The sequence below is a fragment of the Wandonia sp. genome (assembly GCF_984588085.1).
This window is the reverse complement of record NZ_CFIGVI010000014.1, coordinates 32515-50737: the sequence shown is the minus strand read 5'-3', so window position 1 is coordinate 50737 and position 18223 is coordinate 32515. Positions and strand designations below refer to the sequence as shown.

The 18223-nt window shown below is 39.0% G+C and carries 18 protein-coding genes; 9 read left to right on the top strand and 9 right to left on the bottom strand.

Translation table 11 applies throughout. From position 1 onward, the window contains the following. Positions 1-5 precede the first annotated feature (5 nt). Complete coding sequence (locus AC4PL9_RS07830; RefSeq protein ID WP_491604195.1) at positions 6-602, top strand: fused DSP-PTPase phosphatase/NAD kinase-like protein; 597 nt, start codon at positions 6-8, stop codon at positions 600-602. Here the strand turns inward: AC4PL9_RS07830 and AC4PL9_RS07825 are convergent. Beyond that, positions 599-1300 (bottom strand): DUF4294 domain-containing protein, encoded by a 702-nt coding sequence (locus AC4PL9_RS07825; RefSeq protein WP_491604194.1) that lies wholly within the window; start codon positions 1298-1300, stop codon positions 599-601. The two genes, AC4PL9_RS07830 and AC4PL9_RS07825, sit on opposite strands and share 4 nt — an antisense overlap. A gap of 48 nt (positions 1301-1348) precedes the next feature. Here AC4PL9_RS07825 and AC4PL9_RS07820 point away from each other — a divergent pair, with 48 nt between their 5' ends. The 3 genes from AC4PL9_RS07820 (at position 1349) to AC4PL9_RS07810 (ending at position 3375) form a co-directional block, all read left to right on the top strand. Next, positions 1349-1771, top strand: a complete 423-nt coding sequence (locus AC4PL9_RS07820) for a hypothetical protein (RefSeq protein ID WP_491604193.1) — start codon at positions 1349-1351, stop codon at positions 1769-1771. Positions 1772-1797: 26 nt separating this feature from the next. Beyond that, positions 1798-2700: a histone deacetylase family protein gene (locus AC4PL9_RS07815; RefSeq protein ID WP_491604192.1), complete on the top strand. Its 903-nt coding sequence runs from the start codon at positions 1798-1800 to the stop codon at positions 2698-2700. A 75-nt stretch (positions 2701-2775) separates the two neighbouring features. Then, positions 2776-3375, top strand: a complete 600-nt coding sequence (locus tag AC4PL9_RS07810) for a hypothetical protein (protein ID WP_491604191.1) — start codon at positions 2776-2778, stop codon at positions 3373-3375. A gap of 60 nt (positions 3376-3435) precedes the next feature. Here the strand turns inward: AC4PL9_RS07810 and AC4PL9_RS07805 are convergent, their stop codons facing one another. The 4 genes from AC4PL9_RS07805 to AC4PL9_RS07790 form a co-directional block, all read right to left on the bottom strand. Then, on the bottom strand, positions 3436-5508 hold the full coding sequence (locus AC4PL9_RS07805; protein ID WP_491604190.1) for a recombinase: 2073 nt from the start codon (positions 5506-5508) through the stop codon (positions 3436-3438). Positions 5509-5620: 112 nt separating this feature from the next. After that, positions 5621-6499, bottom strand: a complete 879-nt coding sequence (gene sucD / locus AC4PL9_RS07800) for a succinate--CoA ligase subunit alpha (RefSeq protein WP_491604189.1) — start codon at positions 6497-6499, stop codon at positions 5621-5623. Between the two features lie 390 nt (positions 6500-6889). After that, positions 6890-7990: a hypothetical protein gene (locus tag AC4PL9_RS07795; RefSeq protein WP_491604188.1), complete on the bottom strand. Its 1101-nt coding sequence runs from the start codon at positions 7988-7990 to the stop codon at positions 6890-6892. A 70-nt stretch (positions 7991-8060) separates the two neighbouring features. Then, positions 8061-8408 carry a 4Fe-4S dicluster domain-containing protein gene (locus AC4PL9_RS07790; RefSeq protein ID WP_491604187.1) on the bottom strand — a complete coding sequence of 116 codons (348 nt, stop codon included), beginning with the start codon at positions 8406-8408 and terminating at the stop codon, positions 8061-8063. A gap of 48 nt (positions 8409-8456) precedes the next feature. Here AC4PL9_RS07790 and AC4PL9_RS07785 point away from each other — a divergent pair, with 48 nt between their 5' ends. Further along, positions 8457-9527, top strand: a complete 1071-nt coding sequence (locus AC4PL9_RS07785) for an acyl-CoA reductase (RefSeq protein ID WP_491604186.1) — start codon at positions 8457-8459, stop codon at positions 9525-9527. Positions 9528-9532: 5 nt separating this feature from the next. On the opposite strand, the gene AC4PL9_RS07780 is transcribed toward AC4PL9_RS07785, so the two are convergent. Genes AC4PL9_RS07780 through AC4PL9_RS07765 form a run of 4 tightly spaced genes read right to left on the bottom strand, consistent with a single transcriptional unit; the run spans position 9533 to position 14098 of the window. Beyond that, on the bottom strand, positions 9533-10531 hold the full coding sequence (locus AC4PL9_RS07780; protein WP_491604185.1) for a geranylgeranylglycerol-phosphate geranylgeranyltransferase: 999 nt from the start codon (positions 10529-10531) through the stop codon (positions 9533-9535). Next, positions 10531-12552, bottom strand: a complete 2022-nt coding sequence (locus AC4PL9_RS07775) for an OmpA family protein (RefSeq protein ID WP_491604184.1) — start codon at positions 12550-12552, stop codon at positions 10531-10533. Before AC4PL9_RS07775 ends, AC4PL9_RS07780 begins: the two co-directional genes overlap by 1 nt. A gap of 4 nt (positions 12553-12556) precedes the next feature. Continuing rightward, entirely contained in the window at positions 12557-13186 is a 630-nt protein-coding gene (locus tag AC4PL9_RS07770) for a 7-carboxy-7-deazaguanine synthase QueE (protein ID WP_491604183.1), read from the bottom strand. A gap of 57 nt (positions 13187-13243) precedes the next feature. Further along, complete coding sequence (locus AC4PL9_RS07765) at positions 13244-14098, bottom strand: ChaN family lipoprotein (protein WP_491604182.1); 855 nt, start codon at positions 14096-14098, stop codon at positions 13244-13246. Between the two features lie 52 nt (positions 14099-14150). Here AC4PL9_RS07765 and AC4PL9_RS07760 point away from each other — a divergent pair, with 52 nt between their 5' ends. The 4 genes from AC4PL9_RS07760 to AC4PL9_RS07745 are packed head-to-tail and all read left to right on the top strand — an operon-like array spanning position 14151 to position 18152. Next, positions 14151-15296 (top strand): glycosyltransferase, encoded by a 1146-nt coding sequence (locus AC4PL9_RS07760; protein ID WP_491604181.1) that lies wholly within the window; start codon positions 14151-14153, stop codon positions 15294-15296. Beyond that, positions 15289-16059, top strand: coding sequence for a hypothetical protein (locus AC4PL9_RS07755; RefSeq protein WP_491604180.1), 771 nt, complete (start codon positions 15289-15291; stop codon positions 16057-16059). The genes AC4PL9_RS07760 and AC4PL9_RS07755 overlap by 8 nt, the downstream gene beginning before the upstream one ends. A gap of 23 nt (positions 16060-16082) precedes the next feature. Beyond that, positions 16083-16994, top strand: coding sequence for a tRNA (adenosine(37)-N6)-dimethylallyltransferase MiaA (miaA, locus tag AC4PL9_RS07750; RefSeq protein ID WP_491604179.1), 912 nt, complete (start codon positions 16083-16085; stop codon positions 16992-16994). 30 nt (positions 16995-17024) lie between these two features. After that, a complete protein-coding gene (locus AC4PL9_RS07745; protein WP_491604178.1) occupies positions 17025-18152 on the top strand; it encodes an extracellular catalytic domain type 1 short-chain-length polyhydroxyalkanoate depolymerase in 1128 nt (375 codons plus the stop codon). The last annotated feature ends 71 nt before the right edge of the window (positions 18153-18223 follow it).

The window sequence follows — 18223 nt, the reverse complement described above, 5'->3', positions numbered from 1 at the left end:
GGAATATGAAGAATAGTTATACTGGTCTGACTTTGAAAATGTTTTTGCTGATTGCTGCATTTCAGTTTAGTTTTTTGATCAGAGCACAGGAATCGGGAAAGAAAGATGCTATTCAGGTTGTACTTTCTGAAGTGGATAATTTATACAAAGTAAGTCCCGATCTGTATCGATCGGGACAACCTTCCGGACACGCGGTACCAGAGTTAAACGATCTGGGTGTGAAAACGATTCTTAATTTAAGAAATCTAAGTGGTAACGGAAGGTATAGAGGTACCGGAGCGTCCGGCGTTGTATTAAAACGGAAACGAATCAATACCTGGCGAATAGACAGGGAGGATTTATTGGAAGCCTTCCGGATTTTTGAGGAATCTCCTAAACCCGTTCTTGTACATTGTAAGCATGGTGCAGATCGTACAGGAGCATTTGTAGCTGCTTATCGGATTATGTACCAGTCATGGTCTGTTGAAGACGCTATTGATGAACTGAGAAATGGGGGATACGGATTTCACGCAAAATACTTCGAAAATATACCTGAGCTTTTACGATCCATTAATTTTGAGTCGCTTCGCAGCGAAATAAAAGAATGGTCAGTGCAGGATTAATTTTTTTCCTTTTGTGCTGCTTCTTTTTCGCGTTGCTTTTTTTCTTTCTTCCTTTGTTTCAGGTCTTGTTTCCGTTTTTTAGACTTTTCTTTATCTTCTTTTTTAATTTTTTTAAATTCCTTTTTTGTTAGTAGATCCAGTTCTCCGGGTTTGTGTTTCCCCTGCTCAATTTCTTTTACGATCCGTTCCATGAGCCAGTCCTCTTTGTCCGGGTGATAGGTAGCCTTCAGGTTTTGCTCAAACATTTTTCCCATAGTTGAGTACCAGGATGCTTTCAATTTCCCTCTGTACTTGGCGATGATATCAAACACGGTATGTCCGGTTTCACGATGAACCAACTTCATAAGTACTTTTCCTTCTGAAACATACATATTACGGATTACATATTCAAAATCGTCCATGAGTTGCTGATGCGCTTCTTTTCCATATTTTTTGACCTTTCGCTTTTTTTCAATTCCTGAAACATCCGCTTCATACTCATTCAGTAATTGTTTGGCATATACAGCATAAGGATAAACCTTTTTAACTCTGCGTAAGAGGTAGTTATAATTGCGTTTGTAATTAGGATCGACGATTTCTATGTCCTTGTGAAAGTAGGCAACATACAATGAGTCATCACCTTGTCCCCGGACAATTGAAAAACCTGAGGAAAGAGAGAATAAAAAGACTGTAACCAAAACGAAAATAACCTTTTTCATACTAATCGGTTTTCTGATTTCTTTTTATATTAGAACAAATTTCTTGCCATGAAGTTACAATACGCTTTTTTTCCTTTAGGTATTCTTTTGTTCTTTTCTTGTACTAACGAAGAAAGCCAATATGATATTGTGGAAATAGAGGAGGAGTGGGATTCTACCTTAGAGGCTGTTGATAGCATAGAAAATGATACTACTGCGTATGTTTCCGAAGTAGTAGAGAAGAATGAGATTAAGAAAGAAATTGAAAAGAAGTATGGGAAACAGTGGGATCTTTGTGACTGTGTAAGAAAAAATGACTCTATTCAGAAAGCGATTGAAAAAATGGGAGACGAGGATGATTTTGATCCTGTTTTTGCCAGAATGGAAGAAATTGATCAGCACTGTAAAGAAATGCTCACCATACCAAATACTACGCCTGAAGATCGTCAGAAACACCAGAAACGCGTGAAAGATTGCCTGAGGAGTAAATAATATGAGACTGAAACTATCTTTGTTCTGTGTTTAAAATAGCTTTTCATCCGGTTTATGTGCATCCGCTACCAGAGGGACATCGTTTTCCAATGGAAAAATATGATTTGTTACCTCGTCAGCTACAACACGAAGGGACTGCTGATCCAGATGATTTTTTTGCCCCGGATCTGATAGATAGTAAATGGCTAGAAGGAATTCACTCGGATACGTATATTAAAAAATTACAAGAGTTGACGCTTTCCCGTTCAGAAGAACGACAAACCGGATTTCCGGTAACCAGAGAGTTGGTAGAGCGGGAGTTTCGAATTGTGGAAGGAACACGTTTGTGTACCGAATATGCGTTGAGAGATGGAGTTGCGTTTAACAGTGCTGGAGGAACACATCATGCTTTTCGGGATAGAGGAGAAGGATTCTGTTTATTGAATGATCAGGCGGTAGCAGCTAACTATTTGTTGAAAACGGGGAGAGCAAATTCTATTTTAATTGTTGATTTGGATGTGCATCAGGGAAATGGTACGGCGGCAATTTTTGAACAGGAATCCAATGTGTTTACATTTAGTGTACATGGAGAACATAATTATCCGTTACGGAAAGAAAAATCAAGCAGAGATGTGGGATTACCGGATGGTATTTCTACAACTGATTATCTGGAGACAGTTGAGTTTCATTTGAATGATATTCTAAATGATTTTCACCCCGATTTTGTATTTTATCAGTGTGGGGTAGATATTATTGAAACCGATAAGCTGGGACGGCTTAATGTGTCTATTTCCGGTTGTAGACGTAGAGACGAACTTGTTCTTTCACGATTTAAAGACCTCTCTATTCCAGTTGTTTGTACGATGGGAGGAGGGTATAGTAAAGAAATAAGACATATCGTAGAGGCACATGCCAATACTTATCGTGTGGCAAAATCACTTTACTTTTAATTCATTGTGAACTGACAAAAGTCATTTGAATTTTCAGCATGTACTTTTATTTTCACAACATAAAAACGAAATAAAATGGATGAGAATACGCATGTAATTGAGCAAATATCGGCTGGCTTTCGGAAAGTAGCGAAGGAATTGGAGGAGTTTCAGGTTCAGTTAGCACTGGGAAAGATGAATGCCAAAGATAAGTATGAAGAGGTAAAGAAAGACTTTAATTCATACGTTAATGACTTTAAGCAGAAATATGAGGGATCAAAGGAGTTGTGGAATGAATACAAAGCTCAATTAGAAGACCTTCAGGTACAATTAGCTTTAGGAAAAGCCGAAACTGTAGAGGCATTTCGTGAGCAGAAACACAAGATCATTACGAAGGTACGGGAAATAGAAAGTCAGATCAAAAGTCACCCGTTGTATGTAAACTGGTATCCGGAACTATTGGCTGCTTTGGAGAAAGTTAAAATTCAGTTGGAAATTCTTGAAGATTACTACGATGAGGCAAAGACAAAAGCTTCAGGGGAGTTTGAAAAGCGTAAGGAGCAGTTAGAGGAAATAATAGAAGATATCCGGGATAAATTCAAAAAGAACACTGAGAATGATTCCCGATGGGATGTTTTTCAGGAGGAGATAACGTTAGCTTATTCGCATTTGAAGAAGGCTATTTTTCAGAAATAACCTCGTAAATGTTTATCGAGTAATAGAAGCGAAGGGATGAATTAAAATTCTCTTCGCTTTTTATTTTTCTGTTTCTTCCGGTTTTTTCTTGTTTTCTAGCGGGAAGAAGAAACTGGTAGGGTACTTTTTAAAATGTTGCCAGTTGGATGAAAAAACAAATCGTATTTCAGAAAAAGGAATATTTCGTGACCGAAAAGCAAGAAGCAGCGATAGAATGAAACTTACCAAAAAGTTTATAAGACCTATGATCCCTATTCCAAGAATACCGAGTAGAAGCATCCACAACGTAATTTCAAAATCATTTCCGTATAATCCCAATGCCAGATTTCCACTTGCAAATGTAATGTGCCTGATATCCAGATTCAGTCCTATAAAAGCACCGATAGAGGCAGTAGACCCCATAAACACCCCGAACCAGAGATTAGACATAATTCCGGCCCATTTTTTCTCATAAAATTGTGCGATTTTTTCGGTTTTTCTCCTTCCCAGACTTAGTTTAAGGATAGGATGCTCTTTGATACGGTAGGGAACCTGAAGGTAGCGATCTCTATTTGCAATACTTCCTGAGATGATACCCGAAAGAAACAGGAAAACTCCGGCAATGGCTGCGTGAAAGATAGCCAGAGAATGAAGAGGACTAAGATCAGTAATTAGTTTATCCGCCTTTGAGGTGGCTATGTTATAGTCGAAAGCCAGATCAATTAAAAAAACGCCTACTAAAGCAACAGGAAATGCTATTATTACGTTGCCGACAAAGGCAATAAACTGAGACCTGAACAAACGGGCAAAAAGCCGGGCAAAATCTTCATATTTTGTTTTTGATTTAGCTCCTTTATCCAGTCCTTTTTTTAATTCATTGATAAAAGCGGCAGCCGTCATTGCAGGTTGTTTGGTCGCCAGCGTAAAACCTAATAAATAAATGGCAATGAATCCGAATGCATAATTTGCACTGTACAGGAAAGCGTGTCCGAAATCACTGACATGAACTTTAGCCAGCAGTACTTTTATAATACACATAATTCCGACTATTAAACCACCTCCCATGGAGGCTTTGAGCATTTCCATATACTCTTTCCGGTCTGATGTAATATAATGTTCTCCTGTTTTGGCGGTATGCTGGGTTATTTCATATGAAACGAGTTGTGTACTTTCATTGATTAACTGTCGGACATTATTCTTGCGACAATTGATATCTATCAGGAGTTTTGCCAGACGCACGGTATTTCCCTTCATGTCATTTTGCCCTTCAATGGTGAGAATGTCAAGAAGAACTTTTAATCGGGTTAACTGCTGACGAATCCGAAGTAAATGTTGATTTACTTTCATTGATATACCGTACTTGGCACTGTTCTGAAAGGCTTTGTCAATAAACTGTTCACACTGTTTGTGAAGAACCAGAAACTGTTTCAAAGCCATTGTTTCCGGGGTCAACTGAAAATCAGGAGAAGAAAAAATGACTTTTCGGAGTTCGGTAAGTTCATTTTCAAGAGCAACAAAGGAGCTTTCGTGTGAATCATATTCAGGAACCATGCGAAGAACTTCTGTTTCCATTACCCGTCCGTTAATTCGCCAGATAAGTAACTCAATTGATTCAAATAACTGATCAAATGCTGAGTTTTCTGATATTCTGCTAAAGATGGTATTGAAACCAAGCAGGTCAAAAAGATGATTCAGTTCTTCTTCTGGAATTGAATCAATCCACAAAGGGTCACTTGAAGAAAAGAAAACCTGATTAAGAATAAACTCAAGTGTATCGGCTTTTGGTTGATAGGGGAGAAGCTTGGCAATAATACGTCTTTTTACTTCCCGCAAAAAATGAGTGTCTTCAAGTATTTCTGCATCCGTAAGAATGGTTTTGAAATTCCGTTTGTTAAACAAATTGGATAAAAAAGAGCCTAACTCCCTTGCGTATACAGGATTTCGTTCCAGTATATCAAGAAAATGCCGAATGGAATGTTGATTTGTTTTTTGATCCGGACGGATAGCGTTGACAAGGGTGGTTAATACCCGTACCTGATCTTTACAGTGTATCCATCCTTTGTTTTCGTCAAAATAAGAAGAAAGATATTGCTCAACAGGTTGTTTAGCCTTATATCTTTTAAAGATGTCACTGTTAAACCAGGGAAAACGCATAGTCTTTTATTAAGTAGTGTAAATATAGAAGTAATCTGTCTGAAACGGAATGGAGGAAACAAAAAAATCCTGCCGGTAAAAGCAGGATTTTTAATTTTTTAACTTTTATTATTTAAGCATGTACACCCAGTACTTCGGCCATTTTAGCTCCGATTTGAGCAGGTGAATCCACTACGTGAATACCACATTCTTTCATAATGCGTTTTTTTGCTTCCGCAGTATCATTTTCACCCCCTACAATTGCACCAGCGTGCCCCATTGTACGTCCTTTTGGTGCTGTTTCTCCGGCGATAAATCCAACAACAGGTTTTGTTCCGTTTTCTTTAATCCATTCAGCAGCTAAAGCTTCCAGATTACCTCCGATTTCACCGATCATGATAATTCCTTCTGTTTCCGGGTCTGCCATTAGCATCTGAACAGCTTCTTTAGTTGTTGTTCCGATGATCGGGTCTCCTCCGATACCAATTGCAGTAGTGATTCCCATTCCTGCTTTTACAACCTGATCAGCTGCTTCGTATGTAAGTGTTCCAGACTTTGAAACAATTCCGATTTTACCTTTCTTGAATACAAAACCAGGCATGATACCAACTTTTGCTTCACCCGGAGTAATAACTCCAGGACAGTTGGGACCGATAAGCGTAACATCATATTCACGAAGGTATTCTTTTGCATTCACCATGTCAGCCACGGGAATTCCTTCTGTGATACAAACCACCACTTTTATTCCGGCGTTAGCAGCTTCCATGATAGCGTCAGCGGCAAATGCAGGTGGAACAAAAATAATGGAAACATTAGCTCCGGTTTCTTTAACCGCATCTGAGACTGTATTAAAAACAGGCTTATCCAGATGAGTTGTTCCTCCTTTTCCGGGTGTTACACCACCAACAACGTTGGTTCCATATTCAATCATCTGTCCGGCGTGGAATGTTCCTTCACTACCTGTAAAACCTTGTACAATTACTTTCGAATCTTTATTTACCAGTACGCTCATCTTATGCGAATTTTATTAGCTATTTTTTCAATGCCACCAAAAATAGTTCTTTGATTGAGAATAGCCAAGAATAACAGACAAAATTTATCAACCGTTGATGAAATAATAACAGAGTAAATCTGCCTGCACAAACCCAAAAGTAAAAAGCTCCTCTCCGGGCGGAAAAGAGCTTTTCATTGTTGCTTTAAGAATCCTCCTGTGAAGTAGGAGATACTTTAGAATTGTACATTGTATAACGCAAAATTAGAATTTAATTACACCCTATTTTCATTATTAACATCCTTTAACAAAGAATTAACTGTTAGCCCTTGCTATGTAAGAGATGTTGCGTTTTTTTAGCCAAAAAATGTTAATAAAAGAAATGATTTTTAATAGAGACAAAAGAGAGGATTACTGACCTCTTTGAAGAATAGAACCAGGTGCGTTCTTTTTTCTTTTTGGTTGCTTATAATCCGGTTGTGGTGTTCCCGGTTGCTGATTTGTAATTTTTACTTTCTTACGAGAGTCTTTAGCGTTATTCTGACCATCAGGAAGTACAGCAGTGTGTTTTCCATTACTTACTGGTGCTTCATCATCAGTGGGACTGATCCATTTCGTTTTTACTTCACGTTTTTCAGCACCACCTTTTTGACTGTTTAACGTGTAAATAGTCATTTTCTTCCCGCGGTCTTCTTTGTTGGTTGAAATAATGTCTGCACGATACATCCAGTAGTCATTTACATACTCGTAAGCATCATAGCTCATGTCCGGTACGTAATATGAATAGAATCCTTTTAGTGCAGGCGATTCTGGAGAAAGATGGTCATATACGATCATATTTCTTTGCTGATCGTATCGCATGGTCATAACCGCCTGTTCTTTATGCTCAAAGAATAAACGTTTATGTGTGCCTTCTTCATTCTTAAAAAGGTTGTACCCCAACTTAGGTCGGCTACCCGCAAAGTAAAGTACGTCCATCAATTTGATGTTCGAACTGGCAGTATTACCATCCCATCCGAGAAGGGTGTAGTATACTTTGCCTCGTCTTTTCTTGGGAATGATAGCATAGTATAAAGCACCATACCAGTTTTCTGCCGTAAGTGTTTCATCGGGACGAGCCGGAAGCATAATCGAGTTATCGGTTAGTTCTGTTACTTCAACCTGCTTTTTGCGAGGGTTGTTGTATAGAACGTAACAGAAGTACTCATGTGTAAAATCTTTATTCTCTATGTTCCAGTTAAAAAGACGAACCGCATTGTCCGGAGACTTGATCGTACCCATCGATGTGAGTCTTGAAAAAGGATAATCCATTACACCCTCTAGTTGGAATGTTTTTTCCAACTCTTTTTTCAATTCTGTATTGCGGGCTTGAAGATCCTGAGGTGTTTTTGCAGCACGTAATGCATCCAGCTTTACTGAAAGGCGGTATTCGGCTTCAGAAAGAGGTGTGCTTTCCTGACTGTATAAAAAGCCGGTAAAGGCAACAAACATATATGTGATCCACAATCTCATTTACTACTATAACGTAAGCACTTTGTTTTTGTTACAATTCATCAAATATAAAGAAATATAATGAGAGTGCCTACAGGTGCATAAAGTCTTTCTTGGCCAGTAGTTCATCATCAGACTCTCTGTACTCCGGATCGTCTACGCAACAGTCTACCGGACAAACAGCTGCACATTGTGGTTCGTCATGAAAACCAACACATTCGGTACATTTATCAGTGACAATATAATAGACGTCCATATCTTTTGGCTCGAATTTTTGTTCTGCATCAACGTCGGTTCCGTCAAGTGTGGTAATGATTCCTTTTAATGAGGTTCCGTCTGCATAGTTCCATTCGGCACCTCCTTCATATATTGCGTTATTTGGACATTCCGGTTCACATGCACCACAGTTGATGCATTCGTCTGTTATCATTATTGCCATTTGTTCTCTCTTATTAAGGTTCTTTACTTAGTTTTGCAAATATAAGAAATGGAAAAGATTCAATGGGTTCTTATGGAAAGAAATGAATGGATAAACTTGTTTGAAAAACTAGGGAAAGTATTCGAAGATGTAGCTGCGGATTTACCCTTTTCGCAGAATGGATCAGGGGTTTCAGAATCGGGATACCAAGACTTTGTCAGTATTGTTCATACTGTAAAAAGAAATAATCCCTGGTTTACATCTGAAAATGTTAGAAGATCTCTTGGTGGAATAGGAAGTTGGTTAACCAGAGAGCAGTTAACAGACTGGGTGTCTGATTATCCCTTCGCGACTCAACCGAAACGTGTAGGATTGGTTATGGCGGGAAATATACCATTGGTTGGTTTTCATGATTTCCTGAGTGTACTGATAATGGGGCATCAGGCAGTTTGTAAATTCTCTTCGGGGGATAATATTTTATGGCCTGCTGTTCTCAAATTGATGCGTGAGATAGATGCACGCGTTCTGGAACATATTACTGTTACAGTTGGAAAATTTGAGAATATTGATGCTATTATTGCTACGGGAAGTGATAATTCGGCTCGCTATTTTGAACATTATTTTGGAAAATACCCAAATATTATCCGTAAAAACAGAACTTCAGTTGCTGTATTGACCGGGAATGAATCGGACGAAGAATTACAGTTTTTGTCAGATGATATTTTCTCTTATTTTGGTTTAGGATGTAGAAATGTATCCAAGCTTTTGATTCATGAAGATTTTGATCTGGACCGGTTTTTTAAAGGGATTTTTCATGTTGGTGAGCAGCTCATGCAACACCACAAATACATGAATAATTTTGATTACAACCGGGCTGTTTACTTGTTGAACCGGGAAGATGTTTTGGAGAACGGGTTTGCGTTATTGCGATTCACGGAAGATTTACATTCTCCCTTATCTGTTCTCAATTGCCACAAGTATAAGGACTGGAAAGAAGTAGAATCATTTATTATGGAAAAAGCAGATGAAATTCAAGTCGTAATCGGAAAGGACTTTACTCCTTTTGGTCAATCTCAACAGCCTGGACTTACTGATTATGCAGATAACATAAATACACTTGATTTTCTAAAAGGAATCTGATAGTTTTATAAAAAGAGCAGATAGACAGGGGTAAAGAGTCCGCTGAGCATAGAGATCTTTAACAAACCGTTTGCTGTTTTATACTTTTTATCGTCTTTTTGAAAAACAATCTGTAAAAGGGCGAGTAATTGCAGCAGAATAGCCAGTACAATAGGGGCAAGTACAATCATAAATTCAATAGGTTGCAACCAGCCTGAGAAAATCATAAACCCGGCAAAGAGTAGGAGAGGAATACTAAGCAATACCACAATTACCCGATCTGTTTTTCGTTTTCCCATTACAATGGGTATTGTTTGTGCCCGAATGACTTTGTCTCCTTCAATGTCTTCCACATCCTTTATTACTTCACGAGCCAAATTGGTGAAAAAAGCAAAAATACCCATAGAAAAACCGAAATTGAGGATCAACTGACCAATCTGAATAGTTTCCGGGTTGAAGGCGAAATAATCCTGCCCGATGCGATACAGCGAATTTAACCACGAATTATTATCCCCGGCTTCAAGATTATAGACATTAAGAAAGTAAATAGAAGCAAGAATAGGTACAAGCCCTGTTAATCCTGCAATAATAATGTTTCCTATGGCAAACCGACGTTTGAAATACATGGAATAGAACCACAGCAGGTTAATAGATAACAGGTGAATAAACAGATAGACAAAACTTCCGTGCTTTGAACTGAGGTAAATAGCTATTCCGAATGCAACAAGATTGAAAATCCAGTGTGTTACAATAGCCCATCTTCTTTTTAAATGACGGGTAATTATCAGACGCTCAGGTCGATTAATCCGGTCTGTTTTGACATCAAAGTAATCGTTGATGATATTACCTGCTCCGGCTATGAGAACGGTTGAGAATACCAACAAAAAGAAATCCATTGGTTCTCCGTGAAGTACAAATTTCCCGTCTTTTTCGAGTAAAAAACCGATAAAGAACCAACGCATCGCATACATAGTAAGTATGATGATGACAAGGTTTACCGGTCGCAATAGTCGAATAAAGTGCATTAGTTTGCTGTTATGGTGTATTCTGTTCTTCTGTTTAACTGGTGCGCAGTTTCTTTTTCTTTTTCCGTTGGCATATTTGCAATTTCAGAATCACTAATTACAGGTTTCGTTTCTCCATACCCCTTATAGGTCATTCGATTCGGAGCGATCCCTTTTGTTACGACATAGTCATATACTGCTTTTGCCCGTGCTTCCGAGAGCTTACGGTTTTCATCCGCATCACCTCTTGTATCTGTATGTCCGCTGATTTCAATCTGTACATTTTTATGTTGATTCAGATAGTCTACAAGTTTGTTCAACTCGACCTGCGATTCAGGACGAAGTGTACTCTTATTGAGATCAAAGAATACATTGTCCAATCGTACAGTAGCTCCTGCAATAATAGGCTGAAGGGGGACACTCATGTGATAGGGTTCGTTATTTTCAGGAATGGTTAAGGTGAAATTCTTTGAAAAGAAATTGTACCCTGGATAATTTACATTCAGAGCATAATCTCTGTTGGTCGGGAGTGTTACTAAGAATTCTCCGGTAATTTTATCCGCATCAGATTCAACCACTGTTTTGCCGGTTTTAAGATCAATTAGCTGAAAGTGTCCACCGAGTGGTTTCCTGCTTTGTGCATCAAACACGATTCCATCCATATAAATAGTTCGTGTGGGACGGATACTTTCGGGTAATTCAAAATAGTAAAGGTCCAAATCACCATGACCACCTTCGCGATTGGAAGCAAAGAAGGCTATTTCACCATCCGGAGCCACAAGAAGCGAATTTTCATCATACCGGGTATTAATCGGGTATCCTAAATTTTGAGGCAGACTCCAGTTTCCATTGTCGTCCATTCGTGTTACAAAAAGATCCAGTCCTCCGAATCCGGGATGTCCGTCAGAAGAGAAATAGAGTGTTCTTCCGTCCGGATGGATATGAACAGATTCCTCACGCATAGGTGTATTGATGATGTCCGGAAGGCGTTCTGCTTCAGACCAACTTCCGTCTTCCTGCAAAAAGGCTCTGTAGATATCCTGATGCTTTCTACGATCTCTGTCATACGAACCACGGATAAAGTACATTGTTTTTCCATCAGAAGAAAGAGAGGGTTGGGTTTCCCAATGTGCCGTATTCACTCCTCCCGGCAGATTTCTGGGATTGTTCCATTGAGAACCTATCTTTTTCGTAATGAATAGGTCACAGCTTCCTTTTCCTGTTCTCCCTTCACCATAATTTCTGCCTGTTACATCAGGGCAAGCGACAAAAACAAGAGTTCTTCCGTCGGGAGCAAAAGTAGGGGCTCCTTCATTTCGTTCTGTATTAATGTTCTTAGGCATAGAGGTTGCTATATTCCAGCGACCTTCATCATCTAAATGGGAAACAAAAAAGTCTTCCTGCGCCCCGAGTTCTGTACCCGGAGCAGGGAGTCTACGGGTAAATAAGAGTGTTTTTCCGTCTACCGTAATTGTGGGAAAATATTCAGGGTGTTCTGTATTAATTGCAGGCCCCAGGTTGATGGGAGTGAATTTAGCAGGATTACGCATGGCTTCAACTGCCAGTTCTCCACTTCGGATGATTTTCTGAGCCTGATAGTTATATTGTTGATTTCTATTTCCGTATTCCAGATAACGTTTTGCATTTTTTGTAGCTTCTGCATATTTTCCATACTCATGCTGAAGACGGGCGAGCATAATGTAAGAACTTCCGGAAGGATCGTATCCCGGATTGATAGCTATTGATCGCTCGAGGTGATAAATGGCCTTGTCAGGATAACCGGAACCCAGAAAGTATTCAGAAATCAATTGATGAGCTTCAATAAAATTCGGATCCTTTTTGATTGCTTTTTCGAGTAATTCAATTGCCGGACCATAGTCTACAGTACCTGTGCGCATATCGTAGTGATCATTGGGCGATTGTAGCGCCTCCTCAAACCATGAGATTGCTTTTTTGTTAGAAGTGGAATATGTCATTTGAGCTGTAGTTCCACAGCTGAACAAAAGTATGGCAATAGCCAGAATTATCGGTAATCTATGCATAGTATCAGGGTATATTCATGTATTTATGAGTTTGTAAGGAAACTCTCCATTCAGGATGTTCTTTTACAAATTCAATGATCAGGGGCAAAAATCGTTCCTCTTTCGACCATTCGGGTTGAAGAAAAAGTCTGCAATGGCTTTTTACCAGTTTGTCAGCGTGTTTCTGTGCCCAGTCAAAATCAGAGGGATGATTGATGACTACTTTTAATTCATCCGCTCTTTCATAGGCTTCCTTTACAGGAGGTTTGAACTTCTTCGGAGAGAAGCAATACCAGTCTACGTTTCCTGAAAAAGCATAAGCACCTGATGTCTCAATCGCAACTTCCAGTTGGTGAGTATGCAATTCATCCACCAATTTCGACAGATTATACATTCCCGGTTCTCCACCGGTGATAACGACAAAGTCTGTTTTGCTTTTCAGAACGTTTCCTACAATTTCAGAAACAGGAGTATACGGATGTTTTTCGGCATCCCAACTATCTTTTACATCGCACCAAACACAACCGACATCACATCCTCCCAAACGAATGAAATAGGCGGCACGTCCACTGTGATACCCTTCTCCCTGAATCGTATAAAATTCTTCCATAAGAGGAAGCTCACCCGTGTGAGAATGTGAAGTTGTTTCTTTCATTAAATCCAAAGTTACAAAAGAATATCGTTGAATAATACAGCGTAACGAAAGCAAAAATTAATGGGTCTTTGCATAATCTTCAGTGAAACAGAAAATGATGTCAGCCAACTCCTTATTCTCATCCTCTAGTTTATCCATCTGATCCTGCGACACCATTGTGATTACAAGTGTCTGATCAGCAGAAATTTCATCCTTCAGGAAAGATAGAATTCCTTCTGATTTGTTGGAGTGAAAAGAACCGTTTAGATGCAGGAAAGCTCCATTTTCAGGCATATTTTGTTTAATGAAATGTGCCATAGTAGCATCTTTCACTGCTTGTGCCTCCATCATATTCTGGCCTTTATGTCCTCCCATAGACATGTTCATGAGTTGCTTGTTACTTTCCAGTGTTGTGTCAATAGCAATTGGAAGGGGGGCAAAATAAGCTTGTGTCTCCGAAGGAAACTTTTTGAGGTGATCAATTCCGTTATAAAAAACGCTATTTGCATATCTGCGGGGAATATTTGTAGCAATTAAGCGCGCATTATTTTCCCGGACAAATTCGACAACAGGTTTGTAGTCTGTTTTATAATTTTTCCACAATCTGCATTCGTCCTCGAAGTTTTTTGTACTGATTAGACCTCCGAAATATTCATCAATAATGAATTGGTTGTCAGCTTCAAACATTTCCATTCCAACAACTAATCCGTCACCATGTTTTTCATGAAGATATTTGGTGACTTGTAATTGAAGCCAGTGAATATCAGCGCAATCATGAAATTCTCCGAAAAAAATAAGTTGTTTTTTGTCCAGAGACTTATAAAACTTATCTATCGAAATTTCTTTTCCTTGTTTGTTGAAAATCTTAAAGTTAACTTGAGCATTCGCCTGTAGCAAGGTGAAAAGTAGTGAAAATATAAAAAGATGTCTCATTTTAGTTTTTATTTTAAAACCGTAAATTTACAATCCAAATCGGTAATAGCAAGTGGAAAATAAGCAACATATTTTACTGTTGAGTTCATGGTATCCGACGCGAATTGATGAGACTTCCGGGAATTTTATAAAAAGGTTTGCACAACTTTTATCCGGAAAATTTAAGATCTCAGTAATTTTTGTCAAAGCGGATAGTTCAATAGAAAAAGTTGAATTTCATGAAATGCGTGAAGGAGACTTTCATGAGATTGTTGCGTATTATCCTAAGCCGAAGGGAATTTTCAGCAGGACACGTCAATTGGCCAGGTACAAAAAAGTACTGGATACGGCTTTACAAAAACTGGATTCAAAACCGGATCTTATTCATGCACATGTTGCTTATCCGAAAGGAAAGGAGTTTGAATATGTTTCTTCTAAGTTGGGGGTGGATTATATTCTCCAGGAACATTCATCCGATTTTTCTGAGCATGAAGACTGGTCAAAAATAAAACGTCAGTTGGTCATTCAAACACTTCGGAAGGCACGTTTGGTTTTACCGGTATCTCATTTGCTGGAAGCGGAGATTCTTAAAGTAGAACCACATTTGGCACGTGTTGTTCTTCCTCTTCCTGTCAATACCGAATTGTTTTATCCTGAAAAATCAATTTCTTCGCAACGTCCTTATACCTTTTTACACGTTTCGGGACTGGATGAAAAGTATAAGAATGTAAAGGGTATTGTGGAAGCTTTTCACCGTGTTTATCAACATCATCCTGACACGCGGCTTACGATTGTGACAGATGGAGATCCTTCATCATTATTTCAGTTTTTGGAAGAGAACGACTGGCGGGAAGGTATTGATGTTAAACGAAACCTTACGTATGAAGAGGTTGCCATTGAATACAGAAATAGTGACTGCTTTGTTCTTTTTTCCCGTTTTGAAACGTTCAGTTGCGTATTGGTAGAAGCTATGGCTTCGGGAATACAAATCATTACAACAGAGGTGGGGGTGGTTTCTTCAATCGATGAAAAACTACTGACCATAGTTCCCGATGGGGATATTCATGCGCTAGCTACTTCAATGGAAGAGCTTTGTATGGGAAAAAGAAATGTTGAATCCACGGAATTAGTGGATGCTGCTCAACCATTCTCTAATGATTATATCCTTGAACGATTGAGCATGATTTACAACGAAGTACTCCTGAAGAATAATGATTGACTTCAGTGAACTGAGTGACGATTACCGTCTGACAGCTACAGATTTTGGGACACTTATCACCGTCGAAAATCGGCTGATGATTCACTTTGTGAATATGCCTTTGACCAAAAAGGAAAATGATCTTTTGGTTTTGTTTCTACATAATTTAAGGAAAAAACATTCCTATCAGGTTATTCAATTGACATGGAAACAGTGGGAAGATCAATATGATTTTGTTGTGAATATTTTGCGTGCAAAACTCGGGCTGGTGGAGCGTATACATGGTAGAAAGACAATGGTACGGGGGCTGGATGTTGCAATAGCAACCGATTTTGTGGATGTAAATCATCTTCAGGGGGCGACCTCATTTGATTCTGCACTGGGATTATTTGAAAAAGAAAGACTTTTAGCCGTAGCTTTGTTCGGAAAGCCAGTACAAATGGTTCGTGATTTTGATAAATCGTATGTTTCGGGCGAATTAATCCGGTTTTGTTCTGCTCGCGGTACAAGAGTTTATGGAGGATTGGATAAATTGCTAAAAGCCTCTGCCAGACAATTTAATCTTCGGGATATTATGACCTATTCGGATTATAATATTTCAGATGGAACTGTTTACCAAAAGCTTGGATTCGAGAAACGTGGAGAGTTACTACCAATGGCATTTGAAGCGAGTAGGGGGAGGTGGAAACGAATTCGTCAACCTGATGAAAGCAAAACCTATTACTGGAATTCGGGGAGTGAGAAATATGTGTTACCAATTTCTGTTTCCGGTTTTCAGAAGTGATTTAGGTTGCCTACTTTTGTTACGTGCAAACTACGTATGACTCGATATTTGTAATTGGACCAACTGCTTCCGGGAAAACTGCTTTGGCAGTTCGGATAGCTGATGCATTGGAAGGTGAAATTATCAGTGCTGATTCCAGACAGGTGTACCGAAAGATGGATCTTGGTACCGGAAAAGATTTACACGAGTTTACCTACAACAATACAACGATTCCTTATCATCTTATTGATATTTGCGATGCGGGAGATAACTACAATATTGAGCGTTTCTATCTGGATGCAGGTGTGGCAATATCTTCTGTGAAAAGCAGAAATAAACTCCCGGTTATTTGTGGCGGAAGCGGTTTATACATTGAAACACTTCTTAAAGGAAATGAGTTTGCCTCGATTCCGAAGAATGAGATACTGAGAGAGCAATTAGTAACTAAAAAAAAGGAAGAGTTATTTCGTCTTTTTGAATCGATTCCTGTGGATTTGCGCTCTCGTTTGGACAACCTGTCGGTTAAAAAGACAATTCGGGCAATAGAGATAGCAGAGTACGTTGCTGAGTATGGTATGCCTGAACAAAGAAATTTAGGCTTGAAACCATTGATTTTAGCCACGGAAGTCGACAGAGAAACACGTAGAAACCGTATTTCAAAACGTTTACACACAAGGCTTCAGGAGGGAATGATAGAAGAAGTGGAAGGACTTCTTCGGGATGGAGTGACTCCTGAACAGTTGAAGTTTTATGGGTTGGAGTATCTTTGGATAACCCGATATGTAACGGGAGAAATTGATTATACAACAATGGCCAATTCGTTGGAAATAGCAATCCACCAATTTGCAAAGCGACAAATGACCTGGTTTCGTCGTATGGAAAAACAAGGATATAAATTACAATGGGTGCCCTCGGATATTTCTATCAATTCAGTCATGCAATTGTTTGAGAACTGAAATAATTGTAATTTTCGGAAAAAATTGACAATGAAACTATTTACTACGGTTTGGAGTGTTTTTTGTGTTTTGATTGTTTTTTCCCAGACAACTATTGATCATACATTACAGCATGGAGGGGTGACACGCGAGTACAGGTTGTATATTCCGGCCTCTTATGATGGAACAGAAAGTGTCCCGTTACTTTTTAATCTTCATGGTTATACATCTAATAATGTACAACAGGAAGTTTATGCGGATTTTCGTCCGATAGCAGATACGGCAAATTTCATTATTGTTCATCCTAACGGGACTTTGGATTTAGGCGGGAATCGTTACTGGAATGCTTTTAATATTCCCGGAGGAGTGGATGATGTAGGCTTTTTATCAACTTTAATTGATGAAATAAGCCAATCGTATACAATTGATCTGAATCGCGTTTACAGTACAGGAATGAGTAACGGAGGTTTTATGAGTTACGAACTGGCTTGTGCGTTAGGATACCGAATTACGGCTATTGCGTCTGTCACGGGAGCCATGCCTAAAAACAGACCTTCGACGTGTAATCCTCCTCATCCGGTTCCTGCAATGCAAATTCACGGTACTGCGGATCCAACAGTTCCATACAATGGAAATGCGCAACAGGAATCTATCGAAGATGTTGTTGATTACTGGGTAGGGCAGACAGGCTGTAATCCAGTACCTGTTGTAACACCGGTACCCGATGTAAATACTATGGATGGTTGTACAGCCGAACAGTATGTTTACTCCGGAGGAATAGGAGGTGCTACAGTAGAATTCTTTAAAATACTTGGCGGAGGACATACGTGGCCAGGAGCGCCGATCGATATTGGTGTTACGAATCATGATTTTGATGCGAGTGTAGAAATATGGAGGTTCTTTAGTAAGTATAAAACGACTGATCTTGTGAGTTTTGATGAGCAGGAGAAAACAGTTGAGTTCACTTTATTTCCTAATCCTACGGATGGAAACTATACTTTGGGAGGAGCTGTGGAAACTATTCGTTCTGTGCGAGTTCTGGATACATCAGGAAAGATCATCGAGGTCTACGAGGGCAATACAATTCCTACTGAGTTGGAGTTACAACAGAGCGGAATGTATATTGTTCATATTGAGACAATAACGGATACTATAATCCGAAAGTTAATTGTTCGTTAGTTGTATTGATTATATTACAATAGAAAAAAGCGGTGCAAATTCATTATTTGCACCGCTTTTTATATCATCGT